The organism is Cumulibacter soli, assembly GCF_004382795.1.
GTDB lineage: Bacteria > Actinomycetota > Actinomycetes > Mycobacteriales > Antricoccaceae > Cumulibacter > Cumulibacter soli.
In genome coordinates this window covers 34,486-56,357 of record NZ_SMSG01000005.1, presented here as the reverse complement: position 1 = coordinate 56,357, position 21,872 = coordinate 34,486, and the positions used below count along the sequence as shown (strand labels likewise).

The window sequence follows — 21,872 nt, the reverse complement described above, 5'->3', positions numbered from 1 at the left end:
ACTGCTCACCAGATGAGTGCGGACGCCCGGTACAAGCAGCGACTACACACGGTCTCAATCGCCGGCGTGCCTGGTGTCGCTCTCGCGCGCCGCGCTGCGCGGCTGGCGTGGGCGCGCCATGGCGGGCGACGCAGCGATCGACGAGTCGGCCACGTCTTCGCGTCATTCTCGCCGACCGGTCCGCCAGTCTGGTCGCCCGCGGCATGGATTGCCGGTGAGATCACTGGTCACGAACGGGTCGCATTTGTCGAGCATCTGTCGGCGATGTGTGCCGGTGGGGCCGCAGCAGTAGGCGCGGCCGCTCGGTGGCTCGCGAGCGAACCGGAGCTCGACAGTGTGCTGGTGGCTGCGGGTGATGCTGTGGACGACGCTGTTGTCGATCGGTGGGCGTTCGACTCAGGTGTCACGCTCGGCGACGGAGCCGGCGCGGTGGTGCTCTCGCGTCAAGGCCCCGGCCACCGGATTGTGTGCGTACGATCGGGTGCCGACGTCAGTCTGGAGGCCGCACAGCGGGGCGCACCTGAGATCGATTTCGCCGCGGCCCGTCCCGCCTTGCCCGCGCGAATACAGGATCGGCTACACGAGGCGATCCATCGCTCGGCAGGAGACCTGAGTGTCGCGACGATCATCGAGAGTCACACGCGACTGTTAACCGACACCATCGACGCCGCGCTGGCGGAGGCGAACCTTGATAGAGCAGATGCCGACTTCTGGGCACTACCTTTCGTCGGCGCAAACGCGATGCAGCACGGCTATCTCGCACCGCTAGGAATCGACGCGGACCGCACGAGTTGCGCACTCGGACTGACGACCGGGCATCTGGGTGGTGCCGATCAACTCATTGCGCTGGACTGGTTGGAGGCCGGTGGACGGATGCAACCAGGGAAGATCGTCGCGCTGATTGGGCTTGGCGCTGGGCTGAGCGTCTCCTGCGCCGTGATGCGCTGGTAGTTTCCTAAGGCTCGGGCTGTCCACAGCAGAGTGGGTTGCATAGCGAACATCGAGGGGTCCCTGCCGACATACGAGCTGTGAAGCGCTTCCTTAACTGCCACGCTCGGTCGCGTCGCTGCGATCGCACCCACCTTGCGCGGCTTTTTCTCGGGCGATGCGCCGGCGCGCGAGCAGGCTCACCAACCCCGCGCAAATCAGCGCGATGCCGACACCTAGCCAAGCGGTCTCGAACGAGTGAGCGATCACCCAGAGCCCGAACAGCGCCGGTCCGGCGACCGCGCCGACCGCCGTACCGGCTTGCACAAACGCCGTCGCACCGGCCGGTCGCGCCGGGTTGAGCCGCACCACCGCGAAGATGAACAGACCCGGCCAGCCCCAGCCGAGGGAATACGCAACCAGTGCACCGAGCAGGTACGTCGGACGACTTCCGATCGCGAGCAGTAAAGCGCCGCCTGCGCCGGCAATCATCATCGCAGCCACGGTGGCGACGTGTCGCCCGGTGCGTCGGTCGGCCAGCCAGCCGGCCAGCGCGCGGGCGATGATGCCGCAGAGGCTGGCCGCGGCGAAGAGGATGCCGGCGGCCCCCTCGGACCATCCGGTAGCGACCGCGCCCGAAACCAGGTACACACCGAAGGATGTGCCACAGGCGGATGCGATACCTGACGAAATCGTGAGCATGAGCAATGAACTGCGTGAGATCGAACCGTCGACTGGGCGGTCGGGGAGCGCACGCGGCGCGCGACGCGGACCACCGGGCTCTCGAAGCGAGAGCCCGAGCAGCAATAACGCGAACACGATAAAGGCCCAACGCCAGCCGAGCGTTAGTCCGAGCAATGGCACGGCTAGGCCGGCGAGCAGCGAGGCGACCGGAATTGCGGATTGCTTCAGACCGAATGCCGCACCTTGGCTGCCGGCAGGGATTGCATCAGCAATGAACTGATTGGTCGCTGGTTTCGCCAACGCATTATTGGCACCGCCGAGCACCAAGGCGAGCAGCAGCAACAACAGGCCATCTGCCGCGACCCCGATCGCGACGGCCACCGCAGCTGCCAGCAGCATGCTGAGCCGCATCGACCGTACAGCCCCGAACCGTGCGACGAGTGCGCCGACAAACGGCGACATCACGGCCTGCGCGCCGAAGAAGGCGGTCGAGGCAATTCCGAGTTGGCCGGTTGACAGCTCGAGGTCGCGTCCGATCTGGACAGCCAACCCTGCGGTCAGGTACAGCGGAAGAACGGCGGCGGACGCGGCCGCGATCGCGTCGATTGTCGGTCGGCGCCGCGCGTGGTGCTCTATCGCGCTCAGCGGGCCTTCCACTGGGGCGTCCGCTTCTCGACAAATGCCGCGACACCCTCGATGCGATCCTCACTCGCGTAAGGGTTCGGCCCCACCCCGAGCCGCAATGCCGCGGCGATCGGGAGTTCAGAACCTTTGGTGATCGCTTCCTTGTACCGCCGCACAGTCAGTGGCGCATTCGCCGCGATGGACCTCCCGAGGGCGACCGCTTGTTCGAGAAGGTCTCCCTGCGGATGTATCGCGTTGACCAGTCCCCACTCGCGGGCCGTTGACGCGTCGATCATGTCGCCGGTGTAGAGGAGCTGATAAGCGAGGCCTCGCGGTATCAACCGCGGAAGCATCTGAGATCCGAAGTTGCACCCCATACCGCGCTTTGCTTCGGGCAGTCCGAGGCGGGCGGTGTCCGCAGCGAGCCGGATATCACAGGCCAGCGCGACCTCGAGCCCACCGCCGACCGCCACCCCGTTCAGCGCGGCAATCACGGGTCGGCGGCATTCCAGGATGGTCTCGAAGACGTTCAGCTTGAGGTCGGCGTACGGCGTTCCGGAGAACCGCTGTCCGTTGGCATCCGCATCGTTGGCCTCTTTCAGGTCCACACCGGCGCTGAATGCCCGCTCGCCGGCGCCGGTGAGCACCACAGCCCACACGTCGTCGCTGACACTGAATTCACGGAACGCCTCGATGAGTCCGTCCTGCGTGGCACGTCCGAGTGCATTGAGCCGCTCAGGGCGATTGAGGGTGACCACGGCGATGCGGTCGGTGATCTCGATGCGTAGACCCGCGGTCATGCCTGCGGTCCCGCGGCGAGAAGTCCGGCAGCGATACGGGGCCACAACTCATCTGCGCCGGCCTCGGCAAGCCGATGACCGAGTTCGCGAGCCCAAGCACTTTCGTGGCCGTACTCGTCGCGCCAGGACCACAACCGTCGCGAGAGTTGGCCGAGTTCGTACTCCTTGGTCATCCCTATCGCGCCGTGCGCCTGGTGCGCTGCCGCCGCTCCCCCGCTCGCACATTCTCCCGCGACGATCTTCGCCGATGCCACATCGAAGAAGTCGACGGCGTCGCTGCCGTTGAGCGCCGCGACCGTGGTTGCCATCGCTGCCTGCTGGGCCATCTCCGTAAGTCGGACTACATGACGTTGTACTGCCTGGAAGCGGCCGATCGGTCGACCGAACTGTTCGCGTTCCGAGGTGTATCGCACGGTCAGCTCACTGACTCGTTCCAGTGCACCGGCTATCAGCGCTGCCCGACTCAGCGCGCCGCGCAACCGCAACTGTTCAACTGCATCCGCAGGAAGCTCCCACGTCCGCTCAGCGGGCACGGTGATCGAATCAACGGCGACGGACCGGCGCTGTTCCTCCGCGAGATTCGCGCCGCCACCGACCTGTACGTCCTTCGTCGACAGCAGCAACGCAGTCGGCGTCCCGTCGACGACCGCGGCAAGGAGGATTTGAGTACTCGCGCCTGCCCAGGCGACGTGGTTCGCGGTGCCTGAGAGGGTGAAGCCCGCGCCGGCCGCTTCAATCTGTAGCCCAGAAGTGTCATCGATTACCGTCAGTACCCCGCCTGGTAGATCCCAGCCGCCCTGGGATAGTAGCCATCCGGCGAGGAGCGCGTGCTCGGCAAACGGAATCGACGCGGCAGACCTGCCGAGTTCGTGGAGTACCGCGCACGCGTCGGCGAGTGATCCACCTGAACCGCCGATCGTCTCGTCGACAGCAATCGTGGCGAACCCGCCATCGTCCAGAACCCGCCACAACGGCTCGTTCCAGCCCTCGGGCTCGGCGGCGAGCACCGCGTCGGCCGACGAGTGGTCAGCCAGGATCGCGCGGAGGGCTGCCCTGATCTCAGTCGTGTTGTCAGACATTCCGCAGGCCTTTCGAGACGATGGAGCGGAGTACTTCGGTTGTTCCGCCCCGAAGCGTGAAGGAGGGACCGGTCAGCACGGATTCTGCCAACAGTTGCTCAAAGGTCGAGTTGCTGTCCAGATCGAGCTGGACTTCCACCACATCGCGGATCACGTCTATCACTCGCTGTTCGAATCGCGTCCCGATGTCTTTGACCAGCGACGCCTCAACCGCGGGCGCGCCACCGTCGTCGATCGTGCGGGCGACCGACAGCGACATCTGCCGGATAGTCCAGAACCGCGCGACGAGTTGTCCGACTGCGCGTTCCTGCTCCGGGGTCAGCCCACCGGTGGCGCGTTCGGCGATTAGGTATTTGACCAGCCCGAAGGTGCTCAGGAAACGATCAGGTCCAGAACGCTCGTATGCGAGCTCGGAGGTCACCTGCTGCCATCCTGATCCCTCGGCGCCGAGCATCATCTCGTCCGGGACGAAGACGTCGGTCATATGGACCTCGTTGAACTCGTGCGCGCCGTTCAGGAACGGGATCGGGCGCACCTCGACTCCGTCGCCGCGTAGATTGACGATCAGTTGGCTCAGTCCCTGGTGCTTGTCCTCTGATGGGGAGGTCCGGCACAGCACTGCGAAGTAGTGGTTGCGATGCGCGCCACTGGTCCAGATCTTGGTGCCGTTCAGCAGCCAGCCGCCTTCGACGCGAGTAGCTGCCGAACGCACCGAGGACAGGTCCGACCCGGCGTCGGGCTCGCTCATTCCCAGGGAGAACCAGCACTCGCCGGCGACGATCTTCGGGATGAAGAACTCTCGTTGCCAATCAGTGCCGAACTTGATGATCGCCGGTGCAGTCTGCCGGTCGGCAACGAAGTGCGCGCCCAGCGGTGCTCCCGCCGAGAGCAGTTCCTCGGTAACGATGAACCGATCCACTGCGGTGCGGGCGTGGCCACCGTACTGCTTGGGAATCGCCATGCCCACCCAACCGCGTTCGGCGAGTTTTTTGGAAAATTCTGGGCTGCGCGATGCGCCCATGCCGAGGCCGGGGCGGTATCCCGCCGGGAGTGCATCCTTGACAAACTCTCGGACCTCACGCTGGAGCTGGAGTTCCTGCGCCGACAGTCCGGTAGGTATGAATCTCACGGCTTTCCTCCTATAGTGCGGTTCTGACCTGCTCGTACCGTTCCGTTTTTGGTGAGGCGGTCGATGTCGTCGTCGGCGAATCCCAGTTCCTGCAGGATCGCCACCGTGTGCTCCGCCAGGCCGGGGGCAGGCGGCCCCGCGGACATCGGGGTTTCGCTCAGTCGAATGGGCTGCCCGAATGCCCGGTAGCTTCCAGCTTCGTCATGCGGATAGTCGCGGATCAGTCCTTCGCCGAGGACATGTTCATCGAAAAACATTTCATCGACGTTGTACACGGCCGACACTGGTACCTCAGCGGCTCGGAGGGTGCTTACCCAGTAGTCCGAGGGCTGTTCGGTCATCCGCTGCTCGAGCAATCGCCCGAACCGGTCGGGATCCTTCTCGACCAGCGACTCATGAACCTTTAGTACCGCCGACAGTCGCCGCCTCGAAGCGGGGCTGCCGGCTCCGACAGCCACGAACCCGTCGCTGGTGCGGAATGCACGATAGTGCTTGGTGTGGTTCATCGGGTCCGGACGATGTGTCTCGCGGTAGGCGAGGATGTCGTCGCGGTCGGCATGCTCGCGACGCAGCCGTGGCAGCACGTCATCAACAAACTCCGCACGCCAACCGTCCTCATGCAGCGCGTGTCCGAGCGAGTTGTTCTGGATGGCCAAGGCACCAGCCAACAGCGAGGTCTCGACCTTCTGACCCAAACCGGTCACGGTACGTGCATAGAGCGCTGCAGCTACTCCGCCGAACAGCAGCAACGACGTCGAGTAGTCGGCGACCTGTGCCTCGCTGTGCAGCGGCACCTCGTCACGTTCGGCGCCGAGCGTGGTCATCAGACCGGAACGCGCCTGGACGACCACGTCCATGCCGGGCAACTGCGCCTCGGACCCAGTGTGCCCGAACGCGCTGACCGTGGCATAGATGATGGCAGGGTTGATCTCGCGCAGCGTTTGGTAATCGAGCCCGCGACGTTCGATAGCGCTCGGGCTGAGGTTGACTAGGACGACGTCCGCTTGTCGAATCAACTCTTGGACAACCGCCCGCACGTCCGGGCTTGACAGATCTAACGCGATCGATTCCTTGCCGCGGTTCTTGATCAGGAACTGCCGTGTGAAACCGTCGGCGAGCTGTCCGTGCCCAGAACGGTAGCTGTCTCCTGAGAGGGGTTCGACCTTGATCACCCGGGCACCGAAATCGCTCATCAGTTGGGCGCAGAACGGGACGACAACGAACTGACCGAACTCCACCACCGTCAGGCCGGTGAATGCGCCGGCGGTCATGCGGACCATCCTTGTTCGGCGAACGCGGCAGGAGTCAGGTCGCCGAGCGGCGCGCCGGACAGTTCGGGCCCCGATGACTGTAGGTGGCATGCGACCGTTCCACCGGAAGCCACCTCGGTCATCGGCGGGGTCTCCGAGCGGCAGATGTCCATCACATAGGGACACCTGGTTTGGAATGGGCATCCGGTTGGCGGGTTGGCGGGATCCGGCAAGTCACCGCGCAGGATGATCCGCTCGCGTATCTCCCGGTAGGGACTGGCGTCGGGGATCGCTGACAGCAAGGCCCAGGTGTAGGGGTGCGCAGGCTGCATATAGATCCGTTCGGCGGGACCGACCTCAACGATGTGCCCCAGGTACATGACGGCCACCCGATTCGAGATATGCCGGACGATCGCGAGGTCATGCGCGATGAACAGGTAGGTGAGATCCAACTCTTCGCGTAGGTCCTCCAACAGATTGATCACCTGATTCTGGGTGGACACGTCGAGTGCGGAGACCGCCTCGTCGCAGACGATGAATCTCGGGTTCAACGCCAGCGCCCTAGCGATGGCGACTCGTTGCCGCTGTCCGCCGGAGAACTCGTACGGGTACCGGTTGACGTGGCTGGCGCGTAGCCCAACAAGGTCCAGCAGTTCGACGGTGCGGGTGAAGGCCTGTTGCGCCGACATGTCCAGGTGGACGCGCATCGGTTCGGAGATCGAAGCGCCGACGGTTGCCGAGGGATCCAGCGAGGAGTACGGGTCCTGGAAGATCATCTGCATGTCCCGCCGTGCGCGGCGAAGTTCCTTGCCATGCATCGACGCGACGTCGGCTCCCGCGACTTCCACGGTGCCACCAGTCACTGGGACCAGGCGTAGCAGCGCACGCCCGGTGGTCGACTTCCCCGAGCCGGATTCCCCCACCAAGCCCAAGGTTTCGCCACGTTCGATGTCGAAGGTGACGTCGTTGACCGCTCGCACCTCCCGAACTGGCTTGAAGATCTCCTTGCGGCTGAAGGTGACGTCCAGGTGCTGGACACGGATCAGCGTGTTCGGATTGGTCGACTCGGTCTCGGTCGTCACGTTGTCGGTGTTCACTTAGCACCCTCCAGCGTGAGTTCATGGGAACGGATACATCGCGTCGAACGGGAGTCACCGAGCTGGATCATTTCCAGCGCATCGTCGCGGCACTGCTCTTGAGCGAACGAGCAGCGTGGGTTGAAACGGCACCCCTCGGGCATGGCCCATGGTTCGGGCGTGCGGCCGGGGATCGAGGCCAGTCGCTTGTCACGCGGACCGAGCTGCGGCATCGAGGTGAGCAGGCCATGAGTGTAGGGGTGACGCGGCTCGACAAACAGGTCGTGACCGACGGCCTTCTCGACTGTCTGCCCTGCGTACATCACGACGACCTTGTCGCAGATCTCCGCGACAACTCCGAGGTCGTGGGTGATGAAGATGATCCCCATGCCGATCTCTTCGCGGAGCTTGAACAGCAGTTCGAGAATCTGCGCTTGAATCGTCACATCGAGTGCTGTTGTCGGTTCGTCGGCAATGAGCAGTTGCGGGTCGCAGACCAGCGCCATGGCAATCATGGCACGCTGCCGCATGCCGCCGGAGAACTCGTGCGGATAGTCCTTAGCTCGTCGTCCTGGGTTGGGGATTCCCACGAGGTCGAGCATCTCGACCGCACGGTCCATGGCAACCCGGCGGCTCGCTTTGCGGTGCAGCCGGTAAGCCTCGGCGATCTGATCGCCCACAGTGAAGGCTGGGTTGAGGCTTGTCATGGGCTCCTGGAAGATCATCGAGATCTCGTTGCCCCGGATGGTCCGCATCCGGTTCGCGGAAATCTGCGTGAGATCCTCAGCCCCGTACCAGATGTGCCCGTGCGAGATACGTCCGGGCGGCTGCGGGATCAAGCCGAGAATCGACAGACTCGTCACCGACTTTCCTGACCCCGACTCGCCGACGAGCCCGACGATCTCATTGCGTCCCACCTCGAACGAGACCTGATCAACCACGTTGGCCCAGCCGAACTCGGTCGCAAAGTCGACGCTCAGCTCGTCGAAGCGCAGTAACGGGTCGGCTACCGGCGGGTTGTTGTCCTGCATCATCGGTTCTTCAGTAGTTGATGTCATCTAGTCCCCCTTGCGGACCTCTCGGCCGAAGCTGTCGCGCAGCGCGTCACCGAGGAGATTGAACGAGATCGTGGTCAGCGCAATGGCGACCCCTGGGTAGACCACCAGCAGTGGTGCGGTGCGAATGTCCGGGAATCCGACGCCGAGCATGTTGCCCCAACTCGGCGTCGGTGGCACGACTCCCAGCCCGAGCAGGCTCAATGACGCTTCAGCCAAGAGCGCAGCGGCCAGCAGCAGAGAGATCTGAACCAGCAATGGCGATAGGATGTTCGGCAGAATCCGGGTGCGAATGATTCGCATAACCGGCGTTCCGATGCTTTCGCTGGCCTCGATGTACGTCTCCGCGCGAACGGCCAGTGCTGAGCTGCGGACGACCCGGAACAGCCTTGGTGCGTAGACGATCCCCAGCGCGTACATAGCGGTCTGAAGACCCGGGCCGCGGGCGGCGATGATCGCCATGGCCAGCAGGACTGCCGGGAAAGTCATCAGCACGTCCGCTGCCCGACTAAGGATCCAGTCGACTTTTCCGCCGTAGTATCCGGCGAGCATCCCGAGCGGAACCCCGACCAGGATGGCGATGCCGACGGCGGTGCCCGCCGCGAGCAACGAGATACGGCCCGCGTACAGCAACCGCGTCAAAGTGTCGCGACCGAGCCCGTCCGTACCGAGCCAGTGCTCGGATGTTGAGCCGGACAGTCGATTGGCAACATCGACCGCATCTGGGTCGTAGGGCGCGATGACTGGCGCCAACACCGAGCCGAGAATGATGATCAGCAGCAGCGATGCCGAGATCACTCCTAGCTTATTGCTGAAAAACCGCCGGAGGAATCGCTTGAGACCCGGAGCCTTCACGAACGCTGTCTGTGGTTGCGCATTGGCGTCCGCTACGGGTTCCGGACCAGACCCACTGCCGGTGCTTTGCACGGTGAGCCTCGGGTCCGACGGGATGTTGTCGTGAGTGAGATCGTTGGTCATGACTGGCGGATCCTCGGGTTGAAGTACGCGTAGGACACGTCTATGAGCAGGTTGATCAAGAGCACCATGATCGCGGTGAACAGCAGAACGCCCTGTACTTGTGGAAAGTCACGAGCGAACACCGACTCGTAGGCCAGCCGGCCGAGCCCTGGGAGCACAAACAGTTGCTCGATGACTACAGTGCCGCCGATCAACCGATTGGCTTCCAGGCCGAATGCGGTCACCACCGGCACCGCGGCATTCTTCAGCGCGTGTTTGGCAACAACGCGATATTTAGTCAAGCCCTTCGCCGTCGCTGTGCGAATGTAGTCCTGGGTCATTACCTCGGCTACCGACGCGCGCGTCTGACGTGCGACCACGGCCATCGGCGCGATGGCCAATGCGAGCCCGGGAAGAATCAGGTGGCTAAACCACCCGACGGGGTTGTCCCAGAACGACACGTAACCGGTGGCCGGTAGAAGGGGCGCATTGATAGAGAACGCGAGCACGAGCATCATGCCGACCCAGAAGTACGGCAACGCCACTCCCACGCTGGCCAGGATCGTTGCGGCACGGTCGATCCAGGTACCGGGATTCAGTCCGGCGATCAGGCCGAGGGTGATGCCGAGGATGATGGCCAGCGCCAGCGCCACAGCGACGAGTGAGAGCGTCACCGGTAGCCGCGACACGATCGAGTTCGTGACACTTTCACCGGTGAAGTACGACGTCCCGAAGTCGCCCTGGAACGCGGCACCCAGCCACTTGAGGTAACGGATGAAAAACGGCTGATCGAACCCGAGCTCTTGCTCCACTCGGGCTATGTCCTCGTCACTCGGATTGTTGCCGGCGAGCTGTGCGGCGGGGTTACCTGCCTGCTGCATCAGCCAGAAGATGACGAAGCTGACAACGATGAGCAGCGGAACCGCGGTCAGCACCCGTTTGGCGATCAGTCTGAGCAATCTGGTACCTCCTGGCCGGAGGTAGCTCTCCGGCGCACTGCCGGAGGGCTACCCATGCGGACTAGGACGTGGCTTTTGCCACGCCTCGGAACTGACGTGACGCATCGGCGTAGATCTCCACGCCCATGGTCTGGTCGTTCAGCACGAACGGTGTCGTGAGGTGGCACAGGGTGATGTTCGGCCCGGTGACCTCGTCGACCTTCTCGAAGAGCTCGGCGTAGAGCTCACCTCGTTCGTCATTGGTTTTTCCGGTGCGCGCCTGCTCGGCGAGGTCCGCGACCTCGTCGTTGGACCAGCCGCCGGGGTTCATGAACCCGCCTTCCAGCAGGTAGGACTCGACCTGGATGCTCGGGTCCTGTTCGGCCTTCTGTTCGGACATCTGCGCATCCGCGGACTGATTGACCGAGAAGTCGTCAGCGAGCTTCGAGATGTCGACCGGAAGAATCTCCATCGTGATACCGACCGCCGCCAGGTTCGCCTGAATGACCTCCGCGATCTGCTGGTACAGCGCGAGGTTGATCACCACGAGCGAGAAGCTGAAGCCCTCTTCAAGGCCAACCGAGGCCAGCAGTTCCTTGGCCTTCTCCGGGTTGTAGTCCTCGTCGCTGGGTGTCAGGTTGTCCGAGGCCGCGAAGTAGAAGTCCGGATACATCTGGACACCGGGAGCACAGAAGCCGTTGGTGACGGCAGCGATCGATTGGCGATCGATAGCGTAATCGATGGCCTCGCGGACCTCGGGTTTGTCGAACTCGGCCTTGTCGACGTTGAGGGTGAAGTTGTACGCCGAGAGGCTCGGCGCCTCACACACCACCGCAGCGGGATCTGCCTGAGCGGCCTCGTACATGCTCGCTCGCAAGAACGTGGTGTCACTCTGTCCGGTGAGCACCGAGTTCAGTCGTGCATTGTCGTCCCCGGAGATGAGGTACGTCATCTCCTTGACCTTCAACGCGTCCGGGTCCCAGTAGTTATCCACCGCTTCGTAGTGGACTGATGCGCCGGGCTGGTAGCTGGCGAGGGTGAATGCACCCGAGCCACCGGTCGGGTTCAGCTCCTGGCTCGGATCGTCGAACACTGCGGGGCTCATCATCATGCCGGCTGACCCAGCCAGGATTGGCACCAGCGGCGCAGCGCCGCTCTGGGTCGTGATTGTCACGGTGGCCGCATCATTCACGGTCACCTCTGCCACGTCCGACAGCGCATTGGCGTTCCAGCTGCCCTGTGCGCGGTGACGATCAAGGTTTGCCTTGACCGACTCGGCATCGAAGGGCGTTCCGTCGTGATAGGTCCACCCGGAGATCAGGTCCATCTCCAGCGACAGCCCGTCCTCGCTGATCTCCCAGTCGCTGGCGAGCATCGGTTGTGGTTCGCCAGCCGCGTCGACATGTACCAGGCTGTCGTAGATCGGGTACAGGTACATCTGGCTGTTGTTCGTCGTGATCGTTGCCGGATCGAAGCCGGTGTTGCCGACACTGTAGATCCAGGTGAAATGCCCCTCGGGGTCCACTTTGGCGTCGTCAACGGGCGGACAGTCGCTGGTGCTTGCCTCTCGTTCGGAGCTTCCGCCGGTATTTCCGCTGTCCGACCCGCAGCCGGTTGCCAGCGCGAGGCAGGCAACGAGCGAGATCGCAAGGAGTCCGGTCCTTCGGTGATTCATGTCAACTCTTCCTTCTATAGGGCCCTCGTCGTATAGAGACCGATGCACTCGGCCTCAGGAACTGTTTCGGCGGCGCTGCGACCACATCTGGGTCGCGCGTTCGAACTGCAGCGCCGCATCCCACCCGATACCTGGATTCGCGGCCTCGACCCGGAACGAGCGCGTCGCTTCACGGGCGAGCTCTGGATCTTGCGCCGGTCGCGCAGCGAGCTTCATCGCCTCTGCTTCTACTTGATCGTCGTCGAATGCTGCCCAGGCGAGACCGATCTCGACGGCGCGGGTGCCGTCGATCTCCTCGCTGAACAACCCCATTGCAGCGGTGGCTTCACGTCCTGCGGTGCGGTGCGTGATCGTGAAGAATCCACCGCCCGGATGCAGATTGATACGCAGGAAGCCGGCCATGATTCGGGCGTTGCGCGCGACGATTCGAAGATCAGTGGCGAGCAGCAGGTTCATTCCCGCGCCCACCGCGGCACCGCGTACTGCCGCAATGGTGGGAACGGTCAGGTCGCCGACCCGCCGGAAACCGGCATAGACCGACCCCGATTCCTTGAATGTCGCATCTTCGGCCTGGTCCACTCCGGGCGTCCAGCGTCGCCGATCGGCGCCCGAGCAGAAGGTGCCCGCGGCACCCTTGATGACCGCCGCGCCGATCGACGGATCGGCGTCGATATCGTCACAGGCAGCGACGAGTTCTCGGCCCATCTCGGGAGTCAGGCCGTTCTTGACCTCCGGCGAATCGATGGTGATGACGGCGATGCCGTCCTGTTTTTCGAGCGCAATGCGTCCCATGTGGTTTCCTCTGAGTTGGTGGATTCGTTGCCAGGTCGAATAGAGACCGATCAGGTGGCGCCTCCAGCCGTCTGGATCAGCAGGTCGACGGCGATTGCTCCCTCACCGCACGCTGCGACCACGAGCGGGTTGATCTCGAGCTCGAGCGCCTCGTCGGGGAAAGCGGCGATCATCCGGCTTACGGCGCTGACGGCTGCCGCAGCCGCGGCCACATCTCGTCGCGGCATCCCGCGGAACCCGTCGAGCAGCGGCCAGATCTGCAAGCTCTGGATCATCTGCAGTGCGGTCTCGTCGGATACCGGAGCCACGCGGGTGGAGACATCGCGGTAGAGCTCGGTGGCAGTTCCACCGCTGCCGACGGTGATCAGCGGTGGAAAGCCGTCCCCGCCGACAGTTGCGCCGATAAGCAACTCCACACCCTGCGGGACCATCTGTTGGATCTGTACCCGGGTGGAATCGTCGTAGCCGTGGGCGGCCACCGCGCGGGTGATGCGGTCGTAGGCGTCGCGCGCATCGACCGGCTCAACGTCGAGCAGCACACCGCCGATCTCCGACTTGTGTGCGATCTCCTTCGAGGCGGTCTTGAACGCGTACCGTCGGCCGCCGTGGGTCGTCACCGCGCGTTCTGCTTCGGCACCGTCGGTTACCTCGAACGATGCGGGCGTGGTGATCCCGAGGGCGGCGAGCAGGTGCGATACCGCTGACCTACCGGCGATCCGGTCCTCGAGCGCGGCCGCCGCCCGTTCGTTCGGCGAGACCTCCCCGTCCGGCGAGTTCGATTCGTTCTCGGGGGCTACTCGCGCCACAGTCAATGCGAGTGCTCCCGTGGCGTCGAACACCGGGATTCCCGCATCCCGCAGGATCGTGCGACCGTCCGCGGTCTGGCTCGGGCTGGCGAGCCAGGTGACCCATAACGGCTTTCCGAATCCCGCGTTTACGGTATCGACTAACGCATGCGCCAACTTCACCGCGCGATCCCCAGTGACCATGGTCAGCACGACAGCGACGCCGTCGATGTGTGGGTCGTCGGCGACGGTGCGGCAGACACCGGCGAAATCCTCGAAGGCGGTGGGTGTGTTGAGGATCTGGGCGGTGACATCCACCGGATTGGTGGTTGCGCCGAATGCCGGCACCAGTTCGGCAAGCTGCTGTTGGGTCCCGGCGGTCAGCTCAGGCACCGCCAACCGGTGTACTTCGCAATGGTCGGCAAGCAGGATCCCGGCCCCGCCGGACGTGGTGATCACACCAATTCGGCGACCGCGCAACTGCCGGTGCTTCGAAAGCATCGTGCCGACCGCAAGGAGTTCGTCGACATCATCTACCAGCAGGACGCCGTACTGTGCGGCCGTGGCGATCAGCGCCGCATCGTCGCCAAGCATCGCCCCTGTGTGGGAGGCCGCGGCACGTTTGCCGACCGCCGATTTTCCCGATCGCAGCAGTACAAGCCGTTTCTGGCGTTGCTGTGCCGATTTGCACAGATTCACAAACCGGGTGCCGTCGGCAATACCTTCGGCATACAGCAGGATCGTGGCGATCCGGTCCCCGTCGACCAGTGACTGCGCCACCTCTACGAGATCGATATCTGCCTGGTTGCCGGTGGCTGCCCACGCGTCCAGCGAGAGCCCGAGTTCGGTGGCCATATCCAGCACAGACCCGCCGACCGCGCCGCTCTGCCCGACGTACGCCACCGAGCTCCCGCCGGTGATGGTGCGCTGGGCAGCGGGCGTGAAGGTCGCGAACACACCACCGGCGGGATTGATGCTTCCTTGGCAGTTCGGTCCGAGCACACGCACCCCGGACTTGTGGGCCTCGTCGAGCAGTGCCTGCTGCATCGCCGCACCTGCCTCGCCGGTTTCGGCAAAGCCTGAAGCGAACACGATCACCAGGCTCGCTCCGACGCGTCCGGCGTCGCGCACCACGTCGAGCGTCGCGGCGGCGGGAACAAGTGAGAGCACCAGATCAACGGGTTGATCGATCGTGGTGAGGTCCGGATAGCAGCGGAGATCGTGCAACGTCTCGTATCGCGGGTTAACCGGGTAGATGTCGCCCTGATACCCGTGCTGCTTGAGCAACTCCAGCGGCCGACTCGATACCGACCCGAGTCGTGACGACGCCCCGACGATCGCGATCGAACTCGGCTCGAAGAGCGCTTGCGCGATGTCGGTGCCGGCGCGCGATCTGACCATCTCTGTCATTCACCAAACTCCATCTGTGACTCGCAGCTCAATTTGAAACCGATGTCACTGTCACCTGAAATTGATGTCGGTGTCAATACTTGTCGTGGATCACTTTCCGGTATCGGGCCCCAGAACCAGCGTGCTGACCGTCGCCGGCGCGTGTGCTGGGTGCCCGCGCCGATAATTGACCAGTACGGCACGCTTCGAGAGCGGCGGTCTCACCGCCACCAGAAGGAGAAGATCAGATGTCCCAGTCGCCCAGCCCTTACGCCGACGACCGCGTGCTCAGTGCTAAGGCGGTCCGAACGCGTCGTCGGCTGCTCGACGCCGCCAGAAAAGTCTTCGAGCGTGATGGGTTCTTGAAAGCCCGGGTTGTCGACATCGCCAAGGAGGCGTCGGTGTCCCACGGCAGCTTCTACACGTACTACGAGTCCAAGCAGCAGATTTTCCGCGCGGTGGTTGCCGACTTCACCCAACTCTACGTGTACGACCTGGGCAGACATTCCGACGAGTTGACGCCGATTCAGCAGGTCGAGGCCGGGAACCGAAAGTTCTACCAGACGTACCTCGCAAATCGACGGATGTTCGAGTTGTACGAGGAAGCTGCCTCGTACGACACCGAAGTGCGCGAGCACCGAATCGCCGGACGCAAGAACGCCGAAGGCGGCGTGCGTAAGGCGATCGAGCGGTTCCAAAGCCTGGGACTCACGCCCGCTGACCTGGACGCGGAGATCGCGGCCAGCTGCTTGGCAGCCATGGCGACACACAGCTTCTACTCCTGGCATATCCGCGAAGAGCGCGGCTATGACACCGAGCTTGCGTTACGAACCATGACCTACCTGTGGGCGGCGAGCCTCGGACTGCGCGCGGAGCCGGAGGACGACGCCTTCTATCAATCCCTGGCGAGGCCGGCACCGGCGACCCGCACGCGAAAAAAGCGCACCCCCGCCAGTTGACCGACCACCGGGCATCGACGCGCATCGACTGACCGATAATCAATGGGCGGTGCACCTGCGCATCGTCGAAAATAGCTACCTAGGAGCGACCACATGCCGCAGTCGGCGGTCCCTGACGGCGACGTTCGCGAACTCAGCGCCAAGGCGGTGCGGACCCGCCGGCGACTACTGGACGCGGCCAGAATCGTTTTCGAGCGTGAAGGATTCATCAGAGCGCGAGTAGTGGATATCGCCGAACAGGCCAACGTATCTCACGGCAGTTTCTACACCTATTTCGAGTCGAAACAAGCGATCTTTCGCGCGGTCGTCGCCGACTTCAGCGAGCAGATCTACCTCCGGGTATCCGGCGACGACTGGTCGCACCTGACTGTCATTCAACGGATCGAGCGCGGTAACCGTCAGTTCTACGACACCTACCTGGCGAACCTGCGTATGTTCGAACTCTACGAGGAAGCCGCCTCGTACGACGACGAGGTCAGGGAGTACCGCATCACCGGCCGCCGTCGCGCCGAAGGCCGGATCAGGCGGTCTATCGAACGTTTTCAAGAGCAGGGTCTCACTCCGCGTGATCTGGACCCGCACATTGCCGCCAGCTGCCTGGTCGCGATGGCCACCCACAGTTACTACACCTGGCATATCCGTGAAGAACGCGGATTCGACGTGGACAAGGCAAACAAAACCCTGACCTACCTGTGGGCATCCTCGTTGAGCCTCAAGCCGCAGCCCGACGACGATCCGTTCTACCAGTCGCTGGGCACCACTGCTGCGTCGGGCTGACCGTCACACTATGATCGGCGCCACCGGTTGGTCGCTCCGATCACAGCGAATCGGTCAACTCTTTCACCAGTTGTAGCCGGTGCACTCGCTCATCGAGCGTTTCACCCCCTAACGTGACGTTGAGCATGTCGAGGCCGGCGGACGCGAACGCGGCGAATCGGTCGGTGCCGTGCCGCCGAGAACCGATCAACGAAACGCCGTCCAGAGACTCCGATCGAAATGCCGCGGCAGCCTCTTCCTTGCGCTTCTCGGCGAAAAGATCCGCTCGGCCCAGAACATGGTGGTGGTCCACCCGTCGGCCTTGCGCGCCGCCATCCGCACCGATTGCGGACCCAACGCGGCGAGGCAGATCGGAATCGATGGTCGTGGGCCGCGGGTCTTGGCCCGAATCGCCGTTATTGTTCGGGTCAACGGTCATTGCTGTGCACCTCTCAGATTATGCGGGCAGCGTGATGTTGAGGGAACTGCGGAACAGCTCTTGCTCCAGCCACATCGCGGTTGACGCCCCGGCGCCGGCCGAAGCGATTACGGACGACGGTGGACCGGATAGCACTTCTGCCTGGGCAGCGTCGCCGGCGGCGCTCAGTCCGGGAACGCTACTGCGGCCGAACGGATCGACGATGACGCTTCCACCCGGCGTCAGCCGCGCGCCGAGTTGTTCGCCGATAGCGCTTTGCGGCGTCGTCGACGGAAACGCGAACATCGCGACGCGCTTGAGCACATCACCGTCTGTGTAGACGATCCGCAGGTCGCCTTCACCGTCCAAGCGTGCAATCGACCGCTCGTCTACTCGGATGTCATGTATGGCGAGGGAAGAGAGTACGTTCGCGTCGGCGTCCACCGGGCCGTTCGTTGTGAGCACCACATCTGTGGAAAACCGATCGGCGATATAGCGGGCCTGCATCGCCGCAGTGGTTGAACCGCCGAGCACGGCGAGCGGCTGATCGCGGCTCTCCCAGCCGTGGCAGAACGGGCAGTGCCGGACGGTACTGCCGAACCGCTCGCGCAACCCAGGTATATTCGGGAAGTGGTCAATCAATCCGGAGGCCAGCAGGATGCGCTTCGCGTGTACCTCAGAACCGTCGGCGAGGATCGCGCGAAAGTCGTCTGCCGCTCCGGTCGCCGTGTGCACGAATCCTTCCTGGATACGCACGCTCGGGTACGCCGCAAGTTCGGCCCGGCCGTCCGCACGCAGATCGGCAGGGTCGGTTCCGTCGCGTCCCAGAAACATGTGCATCTCTTTGGCGGGCGCGTTGCGCGGCGTACCGCTGTCGACGACGAGTACGTCGCGACGTTGTCGGCCGAGGACCATCGCGGCGTTGAGCCCGGCCGGTCCGGCGCCGACGATGAGGACGTCATACATATGTGCTCCTTAATGCTGTGTGGAAAGTTGGGGTGTGGCGTTATCGGGACTTGTAATGGTGATGACGGTGTCGGCGGCGGCGATCACCGCGGGGCTGTGGGTGACGATCACGACGGTTGATCCGTCGACGGCTGCCGCGAGCGCCGCTATGACCTCGGCTTCGGTCCGCGCATCCAGTACGGAGGTGAATTCGTCGAGTACCAGCAGCGGGGCCCGTTTGAGTACCGCACGCGCGATCGCGACTCGCTGTCGCTCGCCAGAGGACAGCAACATGCCGCCTTCACCGACCGAGGCGTCCCATCCGCTGGGTAGCCGCGCAACGACCTCGTCGAGTCCGGCGACTCGCCCGGCCGCCTGGATCTCAGCGGCGGTTGCTCCTGGTCGGCCGAGAGCAATATTCGCGCGGAGGGTGTCGTCGAACAGGTAGGTCTGTTGAAATACAGGAGCCACCAGTTGCGCGACGCCGGCGCTACCCAAGTCGCGCAGATCGACGCCGTCGAGTCGTACGGCCCCAGAAGTTGGATCCAGCATTCGGGTTAGCAACTGCACGATCGTGCTCTTGCCGGCGCCGGAGGCCCCGACCAACGCAACGATCGCCCCGGCCGGGATGTCGATGCTGAGATCGCGCAATGCCTCGGTGCCGTCGGCGTACACCACGGACACGTCCTCCAACGACACCGCGACGCCGTTGGTTCGTAGCGGCCTGTCGGGTGCTGGTGGTGGGCCGGAGGCTGTCGGTGAGTCGGTGGGTTGGCTGCTGACTTGAGTGTCCTGCGGCATCTCCGCTGCGCGTGTCTCGTTCCTCGCTGCGCATCGGTCGACCGCTGGTGGCGTCGCGGTTCGGGTGGTGACCGGCTCTCGGGCGGGCTCGGGGAGTTTCGGTGTTGCGAGGAAGTCGTCGATGCGGCGCTGTGCGGCAGCAGCTAAGCGGCTGGCACCCGCGTGTTCGCCAGCGTGGAGTAATTGCTCGCCGGTCCGCACCACCAACACCGCGAGTACCAGAATGCTGGCGGCGTCTATCCACCCGTTCAGCGCGGCCACGCCGATGAGTGCGACGAGCAGGGCGGTCATGATCTGCACGACGACGGTGTAACCGGCTAGGCCGGGGATCGCACTGCGCAGCATGCGGCGAGTCCGTCGGTCGACCTCATCCAAGGCCTGGCCGACTCGCCCTTGTGGATCGTCCGCACGCCCGGCCGAGCGCAGTACCGGCTGCAGTTCGGCCAGCTCGATGAGGTGGGCGGTGGCCTCTGCTGCGGCCTCATGTAGTTCGTTATCGCTGCGTTCGACCCGAGCGCCGCACCACCGATGCGCCGCCAGAACCAGCGGCAACAAGACCAGGGCGCAGAGGCCGAGGACAGGTTCGACGAACGCAGCCGCGGTCAGCGCGGTCACTGGAATAACGACCGAGCAGGTCAGCGGATCCAGTAGGTGCGCGGGCCGAGTAATCAGGTTCATCACATCTCCGACGGCGAGTCTGCTGACCGTGCCGACGGCGGGGCCGCTCAGCGAACCAGGCGGGACCAGCGAGACGTGTGCGCCGATCCGTTGCTGCAGTGGTCCGGCAAGCGCGTAACCGTGCGATCGCGCGAGAGCGATTCCGACCGCTTGCAGAACGCCCCAGGCAAGCCATAACCCGAGCAATGCCGCGAGCGCTGGTAAGACGGATCGCTCATCGGCGATTGCGTGAAAGAACGGCAGTATGGCGGCGATCCCGACACCCTGCGCCACGGCCGCGGCGAGCAGAACCAGGAAGGCGCGCCGTATCCCCGGCGCGCGGCGTAGGTCAGTCAGATCGTGAGTCCCGCCGGCAGATTGCGAGGTTCGGATCGATCGGCCGGCCGCGGTCATCACGCGACCACCGCCTGCTGCTCATTCCACAGACGCCAGTAGTGCCCCGATGCCGCGAGCAAATCGTCATGCGTTCCTCGCTCGAGGATCTGTCCGCGCTCTAGTACGACGATTTCGTCAGCGTCGCGCACGGTGCGTAGCCGATGGGCAACGATCAGCACCGTGCGCCCGGACTGAGCATCAGCTAGAGAGGCAAGCACGTCGTTTTGGGTATCCCCATCGAGCGCCGACGTCGCCTCGTCCAGCACGAGGACGGGCCGCTGCGCCAGGAGCGCGCGAGCCAGGCACACCCGTTGCGCCTGCCCCCCGGACAGTTCGGTACCGTCGCCGAGCATGGTGTCGTAGCCGGCGGGCAACTCGAGGATCCGATCGTGGATGTGTGCCGAGCGTGCGGCCCGCTCGATCTGATCTGGCGAAGCGCTCGGCATCGCCAGAGAGATGTTCTCGCCGACGGAAGCTCGCAGCAAACGGGGATCGGGTGGAACCCAGGCCACGCGCGCGACGATGTCCGATTCGTCGAGATCGACATAGTCGGTCCGATCGAGCAGCACTCGCCCCGAGGATGCCGGCCGGAGGCCCGCGACGACCTGCGCGATGGTCGACTTGCCCGATCCTGAGCGCCCCACGAGCGCGGTGACCGTTCCGGGCTGAAGGGTCATGCTGACTCCGGCGACAGCCTGGTGCTCGCCGTACGCGACGCCGACATCCTCGATATGTATGGTGACTTGCTGGCCGGCCGTGGGCGCTGGCAGCACCGCAGAGTTGCGGATCGTAGGTAGATTCAGGAAAGCGGCAATCCTCGCCAACGCCGCGCGGCCCCGCATCACGTCCTGGAGCGCGAACCCGAGCGGTAAGAACGGAGCGCCGAGGGCCGGGGAGAGTAGGACGGCCGCCGCGACGGAGACCCAGTCGGTGATGCCCCACGCCCACAATGCGGCGCCGAGTGAGGCGACCACGGCCATCGACGTCAACGGGCTGAACGCGAGGTGGTTGCGGGTAAGTGCGCCGGTCAGATCTCGTGCCCATTGGTGGATGAACCCCGCATAACCGATGCGCGCCTCATCGAATCGGGAGTGCACACGGTTTTCGCCTCCGTACAGGCGGACGGAGGCGATCGCGCGGACCAGTTCGGTTGACGCGGCGTCCAACTCACCGACCGCCCGCTGGTACGTCGGCATCGTGGCCCCAATGCGTGCCAAGGACCGTCGGTTTAGCCAGATGCCCGCTATGACGGGAATCAACGCCACCGGAGCGAGTACGGGTGCAGTGATCAGCAGGATGATGATGACCGCGATGGGCGCAACCGCGAGCGCGGTGATGTCCAACAAGGCATGCCCGATGAGGTGATGCAACGCACCGACGTCGTCTGAGGCGACCCGTTTGATGCTGGCTGAGGACGCGTCGTCGAAGTATCGCAACGGGAGTTTGCTGAGGTGATTGGTGATCCGGCGACGTAAGGATTGCTGTAGATCGGCGTCGGCGCGGTGACTGAGGGTGAACGCCACGGGTAACACGAGTGCGCGTGACACTGCAGCGCCGATCCCGAGCGCAATCCACGCAGTCAGGTCCTCGGTGCGTCCCGAGTCGACGGCGCGCGCGAGCTCGATCAACGCCAGAAGCGGAAGTACGCCGGCGACGGTCGCGATCGCGTGAACCCCGATCGCGCAGAGCAGTCGGCATCGCACGCCGGTGAGGAGTTGCGAGCGTGCCGTGCCGGGGCGCTGTGAGAGAGCGGACGACGTCATGCGCATAATGATAATCA

At 64.2% G+C, this 21,872-nt stretch carries 19 protein-coding genes; 3 read left to right on the top strand and 16 right to left on the bottom strand.

Annotated elements, in window-relative coordinates:
* Positions 1-12 precede the first annotated feature (12 nt).
* Complete coding sequence (locus tag E1H16_RS11765) at positions 13-951, top strand: 3-oxoacyl-[acyl-carrier-protein] synthase III C-terminal domain-containing protein (protein WP_166741738.1); 939 nt, start codon at positions 13-15, stop codon at positions 949-951.
* 90 nt (positions 952-1,041) lie between these two features.
* Here the strand turns inward: E1H16_RS11765 and E1H16_RS11760 are convergent, their stop codons facing one another.
* The 12 genes from E1H16_RS11760 to E1H16_RS11705 all read right to left on the bottom strand — a co-directional run bounded on the left by E1H16_RS11760 (position 1,042) and on the right by E1H16_RS11705 (position 15,181).
* Positions 1,042-2,268 (bottom strand): MFS transporter, encoded by a 1,227-nt coding sequence (locus E1H16_RS11760; protein ID WP_134324080.1) that lies wholly within the window; start codon positions 2,266-2,268, stop codon positions 1,042-1,044.
* Positions 2,253-3,035, bottom strand: a complete 783-nt coding sequence (locus E1H16_RS11755) for an enoyl-CoA hydratase/isomerase family protein (protein WP_134324079.1) — start codon at positions 3,033-3,035, stop codon at positions 2,253-2,255. The genes E1H16_RS11760 and E1H16_RS11755 overlap by 16 nt, the downstream gene beginning before the upstream one ends.
* On the bottom strand, positions 3,032-4,114 hold the full coding sequence (locus E1H16_RS11750; protein ID WP_134324078.1) for an acyl-CoA dehydrogenase family protein: 1,083 nt from the start codon (positions 4,112-4,114) through the stop codon (positions 3,032-3,034). The genes E1H16_RS11755 and E1H16_RS11750 overlap by 4 nt, the downstream gene beginning before the upstream one ends.
* Positions 4,107-5,243 (bottom strand): acyl-CoA dehydrogenase family protein, encoded by a 1,137-nt coding sequence (locus E1H16_RS11745; protein ID WP_134324077.1) that lies wholly within the window; start codon positions 5,241-5,243, stop codon positions 4,107-4,109. Before E1H16_RS11745 ends, E1H16_RS11750 begins: the two co-directional genes overlap by 8 nt.
* Entirely contained in the window at positions 5,240-6,514 is a 1,275-nt protein-coding gene (locus tag E1H16_RS11740; RefSeq protein WP_166741737.1) for a CaiB/BaiF CoA transferase family protein, read from the bottom strand. Before E1H16_RS11740 ends, E1H16_RS11745 begins: the two co-directional genes overlap by 4 nt.
* Positions 6,511-7,590, bottom strand: coding sequence for an ABC transporter ATP-binding protein (locus E1H16_RS11735; protein WP_208379028.1), 1,080 nt, complete (start codon positions 7,588-7,590; stop codon positions 6,511-6,513). Before E1H16_RS11735 ends, E1H16_RS11740 begins: the two co-directional genes overlap by 4 nt.
* Positions 7,587-8,627, bottom strand: coding sequence for an ABC transporter ATP-binding protein (locus E1H16_RS11730; protein WP_208379027.1), 1,041 nt, complete (start codon positions 8,625-8,627; stop codon positions 7,587-7,589). Before E1H16_RS11730 ends, E1H16_RS11735 begins: the two co-directional genes overlap by 4 nt.
* Entirely contained in the window at positions 8,628-9,602 is a 975-nt protein-coding gene (locus tag E1H16_RS11725; RefSeq protein WP_134324075.1) for an ABC transporter permease, read from the bottom strand.
* Positions 9,599-10,540, bottom strand: coding sequence for an ABC transporter permease (locus tag E1H16_RS11720; protein WP_134324074.1), 942 nt, complete (start codon positions 10,538-10,540; stop codon positions 9,599-9,601). Before E1H16_RS11720 ends, E1H16_RS11725 begins: the two co-directional genes overlap by 4 nt.
* 61 nt (positions 10,541-10,601) lie before the next feature.
* The gene (locus tag E1H16_RS11715) at positions 10,602-12,194 is read right to left on the bottom strand and encodes an ABC transporter substrate-binding protein (protein ID WP_134324073.1); all 1,593 of its coding nucleotides are present in this window, start codon (positions 12,192-12,194) and stop codon (positions 10,602-10,604) included.
* A gap of 54 nt (positions 12,195-12,248) precedes the next feature.
* Positions 12,249-12,986: an enoyl-CoA hydratase-related protein gene (locus E1H16_RS11710; RefSeq protein WP_134324072.1), complete on the bottom strand. Its 738-nt coding sequence runs from the start codon at positions 12,984-12,986 to the stop codon at positions 12,249-12,251.
* A gap of 50 nt (positions 12,987-13,036) precedes the next feature.
* The gene (locus tag E1H16_RS11705; protein WP_134324071.1) at positions 13,037-15,181 is read right to left on the bottom strand and encodes an acetate--CoA ligase family protein; all 2,145 of its coding nucleotides are present in this window, start codon (positions 15,179-15,181) and stop codon (positions 13,037-13,039) included.
* A 227-nt stretch (positions 15,182-15,408) separates the two neighbouring features.
* On the opposite strand from E1H16_RS11705, the gene E1H16_RS11700 reads away from it, so the two are divergent.
* Positions 15,409-16,119 carry a TetR/AcrR family transcriptional regulator gene (locus tag E1H16_RS11700; protein ID WP_134324070.1) on the top strand — a complete coding sequence of 237 codons (711 nt, stop codon included), beginning with the start codon at positions 15,409-15,411 and terminating at the stop codon, positions 16,117-16,119.
* Positions 16,120-16,212: 93 nt separating this feature from the next.
* Positions 16,213-16,896: a TetR/AcrR family transcriptional regulator gene (locus E1H16_RS11695; protein WP_134324069.1), complete on the top strand. Its 684-nt coding sequence runs from the start codon at positions 16,213-16,215 to the stop codon at positions 16,894-16,896.
* Positions 16,897-16,936: 40 nt separating this feature from the next.
* On the opposite strand, the gene E1H16_RS18790 is transcribed toward E1H16_RS11695, so the two are convergent.
* Genes E1H16_RS18790 through E1H16_RS11675 form a run of 4 tightly spaced genes read right to left on the bottom strand, consistent with a single transcriptional unit; the run spans position 16,937 to position 21,855 of the window.
* A complete protein-coding gene (locus tag E1H16_RS18790; protein WP_243837834.1) occupies positions 16,937-17,314 on the bottom strand; it encodes a hypothetical protein in 378 nt (125 codons plus the stop codon).
* Positions 17,315-17,332: 18 nt separating this feature from the next.
* Positions 17,333-18,259 carry an NAD(P)/FAD-dependent oxidoreductase gene (locus E1H16_RS11685; protein WP_134324067.1) on the bottom strand — a complete coding sequence of 309 codons (927 nt, stop codon included), beginning with the start codon at positions 18,257-18,259 and terminating at the stop codon, positions 17,333-17,335.
* 9 nt (positions 18,260-18,268) lie between these two features.
* On the bottom strand, positions 18,269-20,110 hold the full coding sequence (locus tag E1H16_RS11680) for an ATP-binding cassette domain-containing protein (RefSeq protein ID WP_134324066.1): 1,842 nt from the start codon (positions 20,108-20,110) through the stop codon (positions 18,269-18,271).
* On the bottom strand, positions 20,110-21,855 hold the full coding sequence (locus tag E1H16_RS11675; RefSeq protein WP_166741735.1) for an ABC transporter ATP-binding protein: 1,746 nt from the start codon (positions 21,853-21,855) through the stop codon (positions 20,110-20,112). Before E1H16_RS11675 ends, E1H16_RS11680 begins: the two co-directional genes overlap by 1 nt.
* Between the last annotated feature and the right edge of the window lie 17 nt (positions 21,856-21,872).

Coding starts and splice junctions, on each gene's coding strand:
- E1H16_RS11675 (WP_166741735.1), bottom strand. CDS start 21,855: ATGACGTCGTCCGCTCTCTCACAGCGCCCCGGCACGGCACGCTCGCAA.
- E1H16_RS11680 (WP_134324066.1), bottom strand. CDS start 20,110: ATGACCGCGGCCGGCCGATCGATCCGAACCTCGCAATCTGCCGGCGGG.
- E1H16_RS11705 (WP_134324071.1), bottom strand. CDS start 15,181: ATGACAGAGATGGTCAGATCGCGCGCCGGCACCGACATCGCGCAAGCG.
- E1H16_RS11750 (WP_134324078.1), bottom strand. CDS start 4,114: ATGTCTGACAACACGACTGAGATCAGGGCAGCCCTCCGCGCGATCCTG.
- E1H16_RS11730 (WP_208379027.1), bottom strand. CDS start 8,627: ATGACATCAACTACTGAAGAACCGATGATGCAGGACAACAACCCGCCG.
- E1H16_RS11710 (WP_134324072.1), bottom strand. CDS start 12,986: ATGGGACGCATTGCGCTCGAAAAACAGGACGGCATCGCCGTCATCACC.
- E1H16_RS11755 (WP_134324079.1), bottom strand. CDS start 3,035: ATGACCGCGGGTCTACGCATCGAGATCACCGACCGCATCGCCGTGGTC.
- E1H16_RS11685 (WP_134324067.1), bottom strand. CDS start 18,259: ATGTATGACGTCCTCATCGTCGGCGCCGGACCGGCCGGGCTCAACGCC.
- E1H16_RS11740 (WP_166741737.1), bottom strand. CDS start 6,514: ATGACCGCCGGCGCATTCACCGGCCTGACGGTGGTGGAGTTCGGTCAG.
- E1H16_RS11715 (WP_134324073.1), bottom strand. CDS start 12,194: ATGAATCACCGAAGGACCGGACTCCTTGCGATCTCGCTCGTTGCCTGC.
- E1H16_RS11695 (WP_134324069.1), top strand. CDS start 16,213: ATGCCGCAGTCGGCGGTCCCTGACGGCGACGTTCGCGAACTCAGCGCC.
- E1H16_RS11765 (WP_166741738.1), top strand. CDS start 13: ATGAGTGCGGACGCCCGGTACAAGCAGCGACTACACACGGTCTCAATC.
- E1H16_RS11725 (WP_134324075.1), bottom strand. CDS start 9,602: ATGACCAACGATCTCACTCACGACAACATCCCGTCGGACCCGAGGCTC.
- E1H16_RS18790 (WP_243837834.1), bottom strand. CDS start 17,314: ATGACCGTTGACCCGAACAATAACGGCGATTCGGGCCAAGACCCGCGG.
- E1H16_RS11700 (WP_134324070.1), top strand. CDS start 15,409: ATGTCCCAGTCGCCCAGCCCTTACGCCGACGACCGCGTGCTCAGTGCT.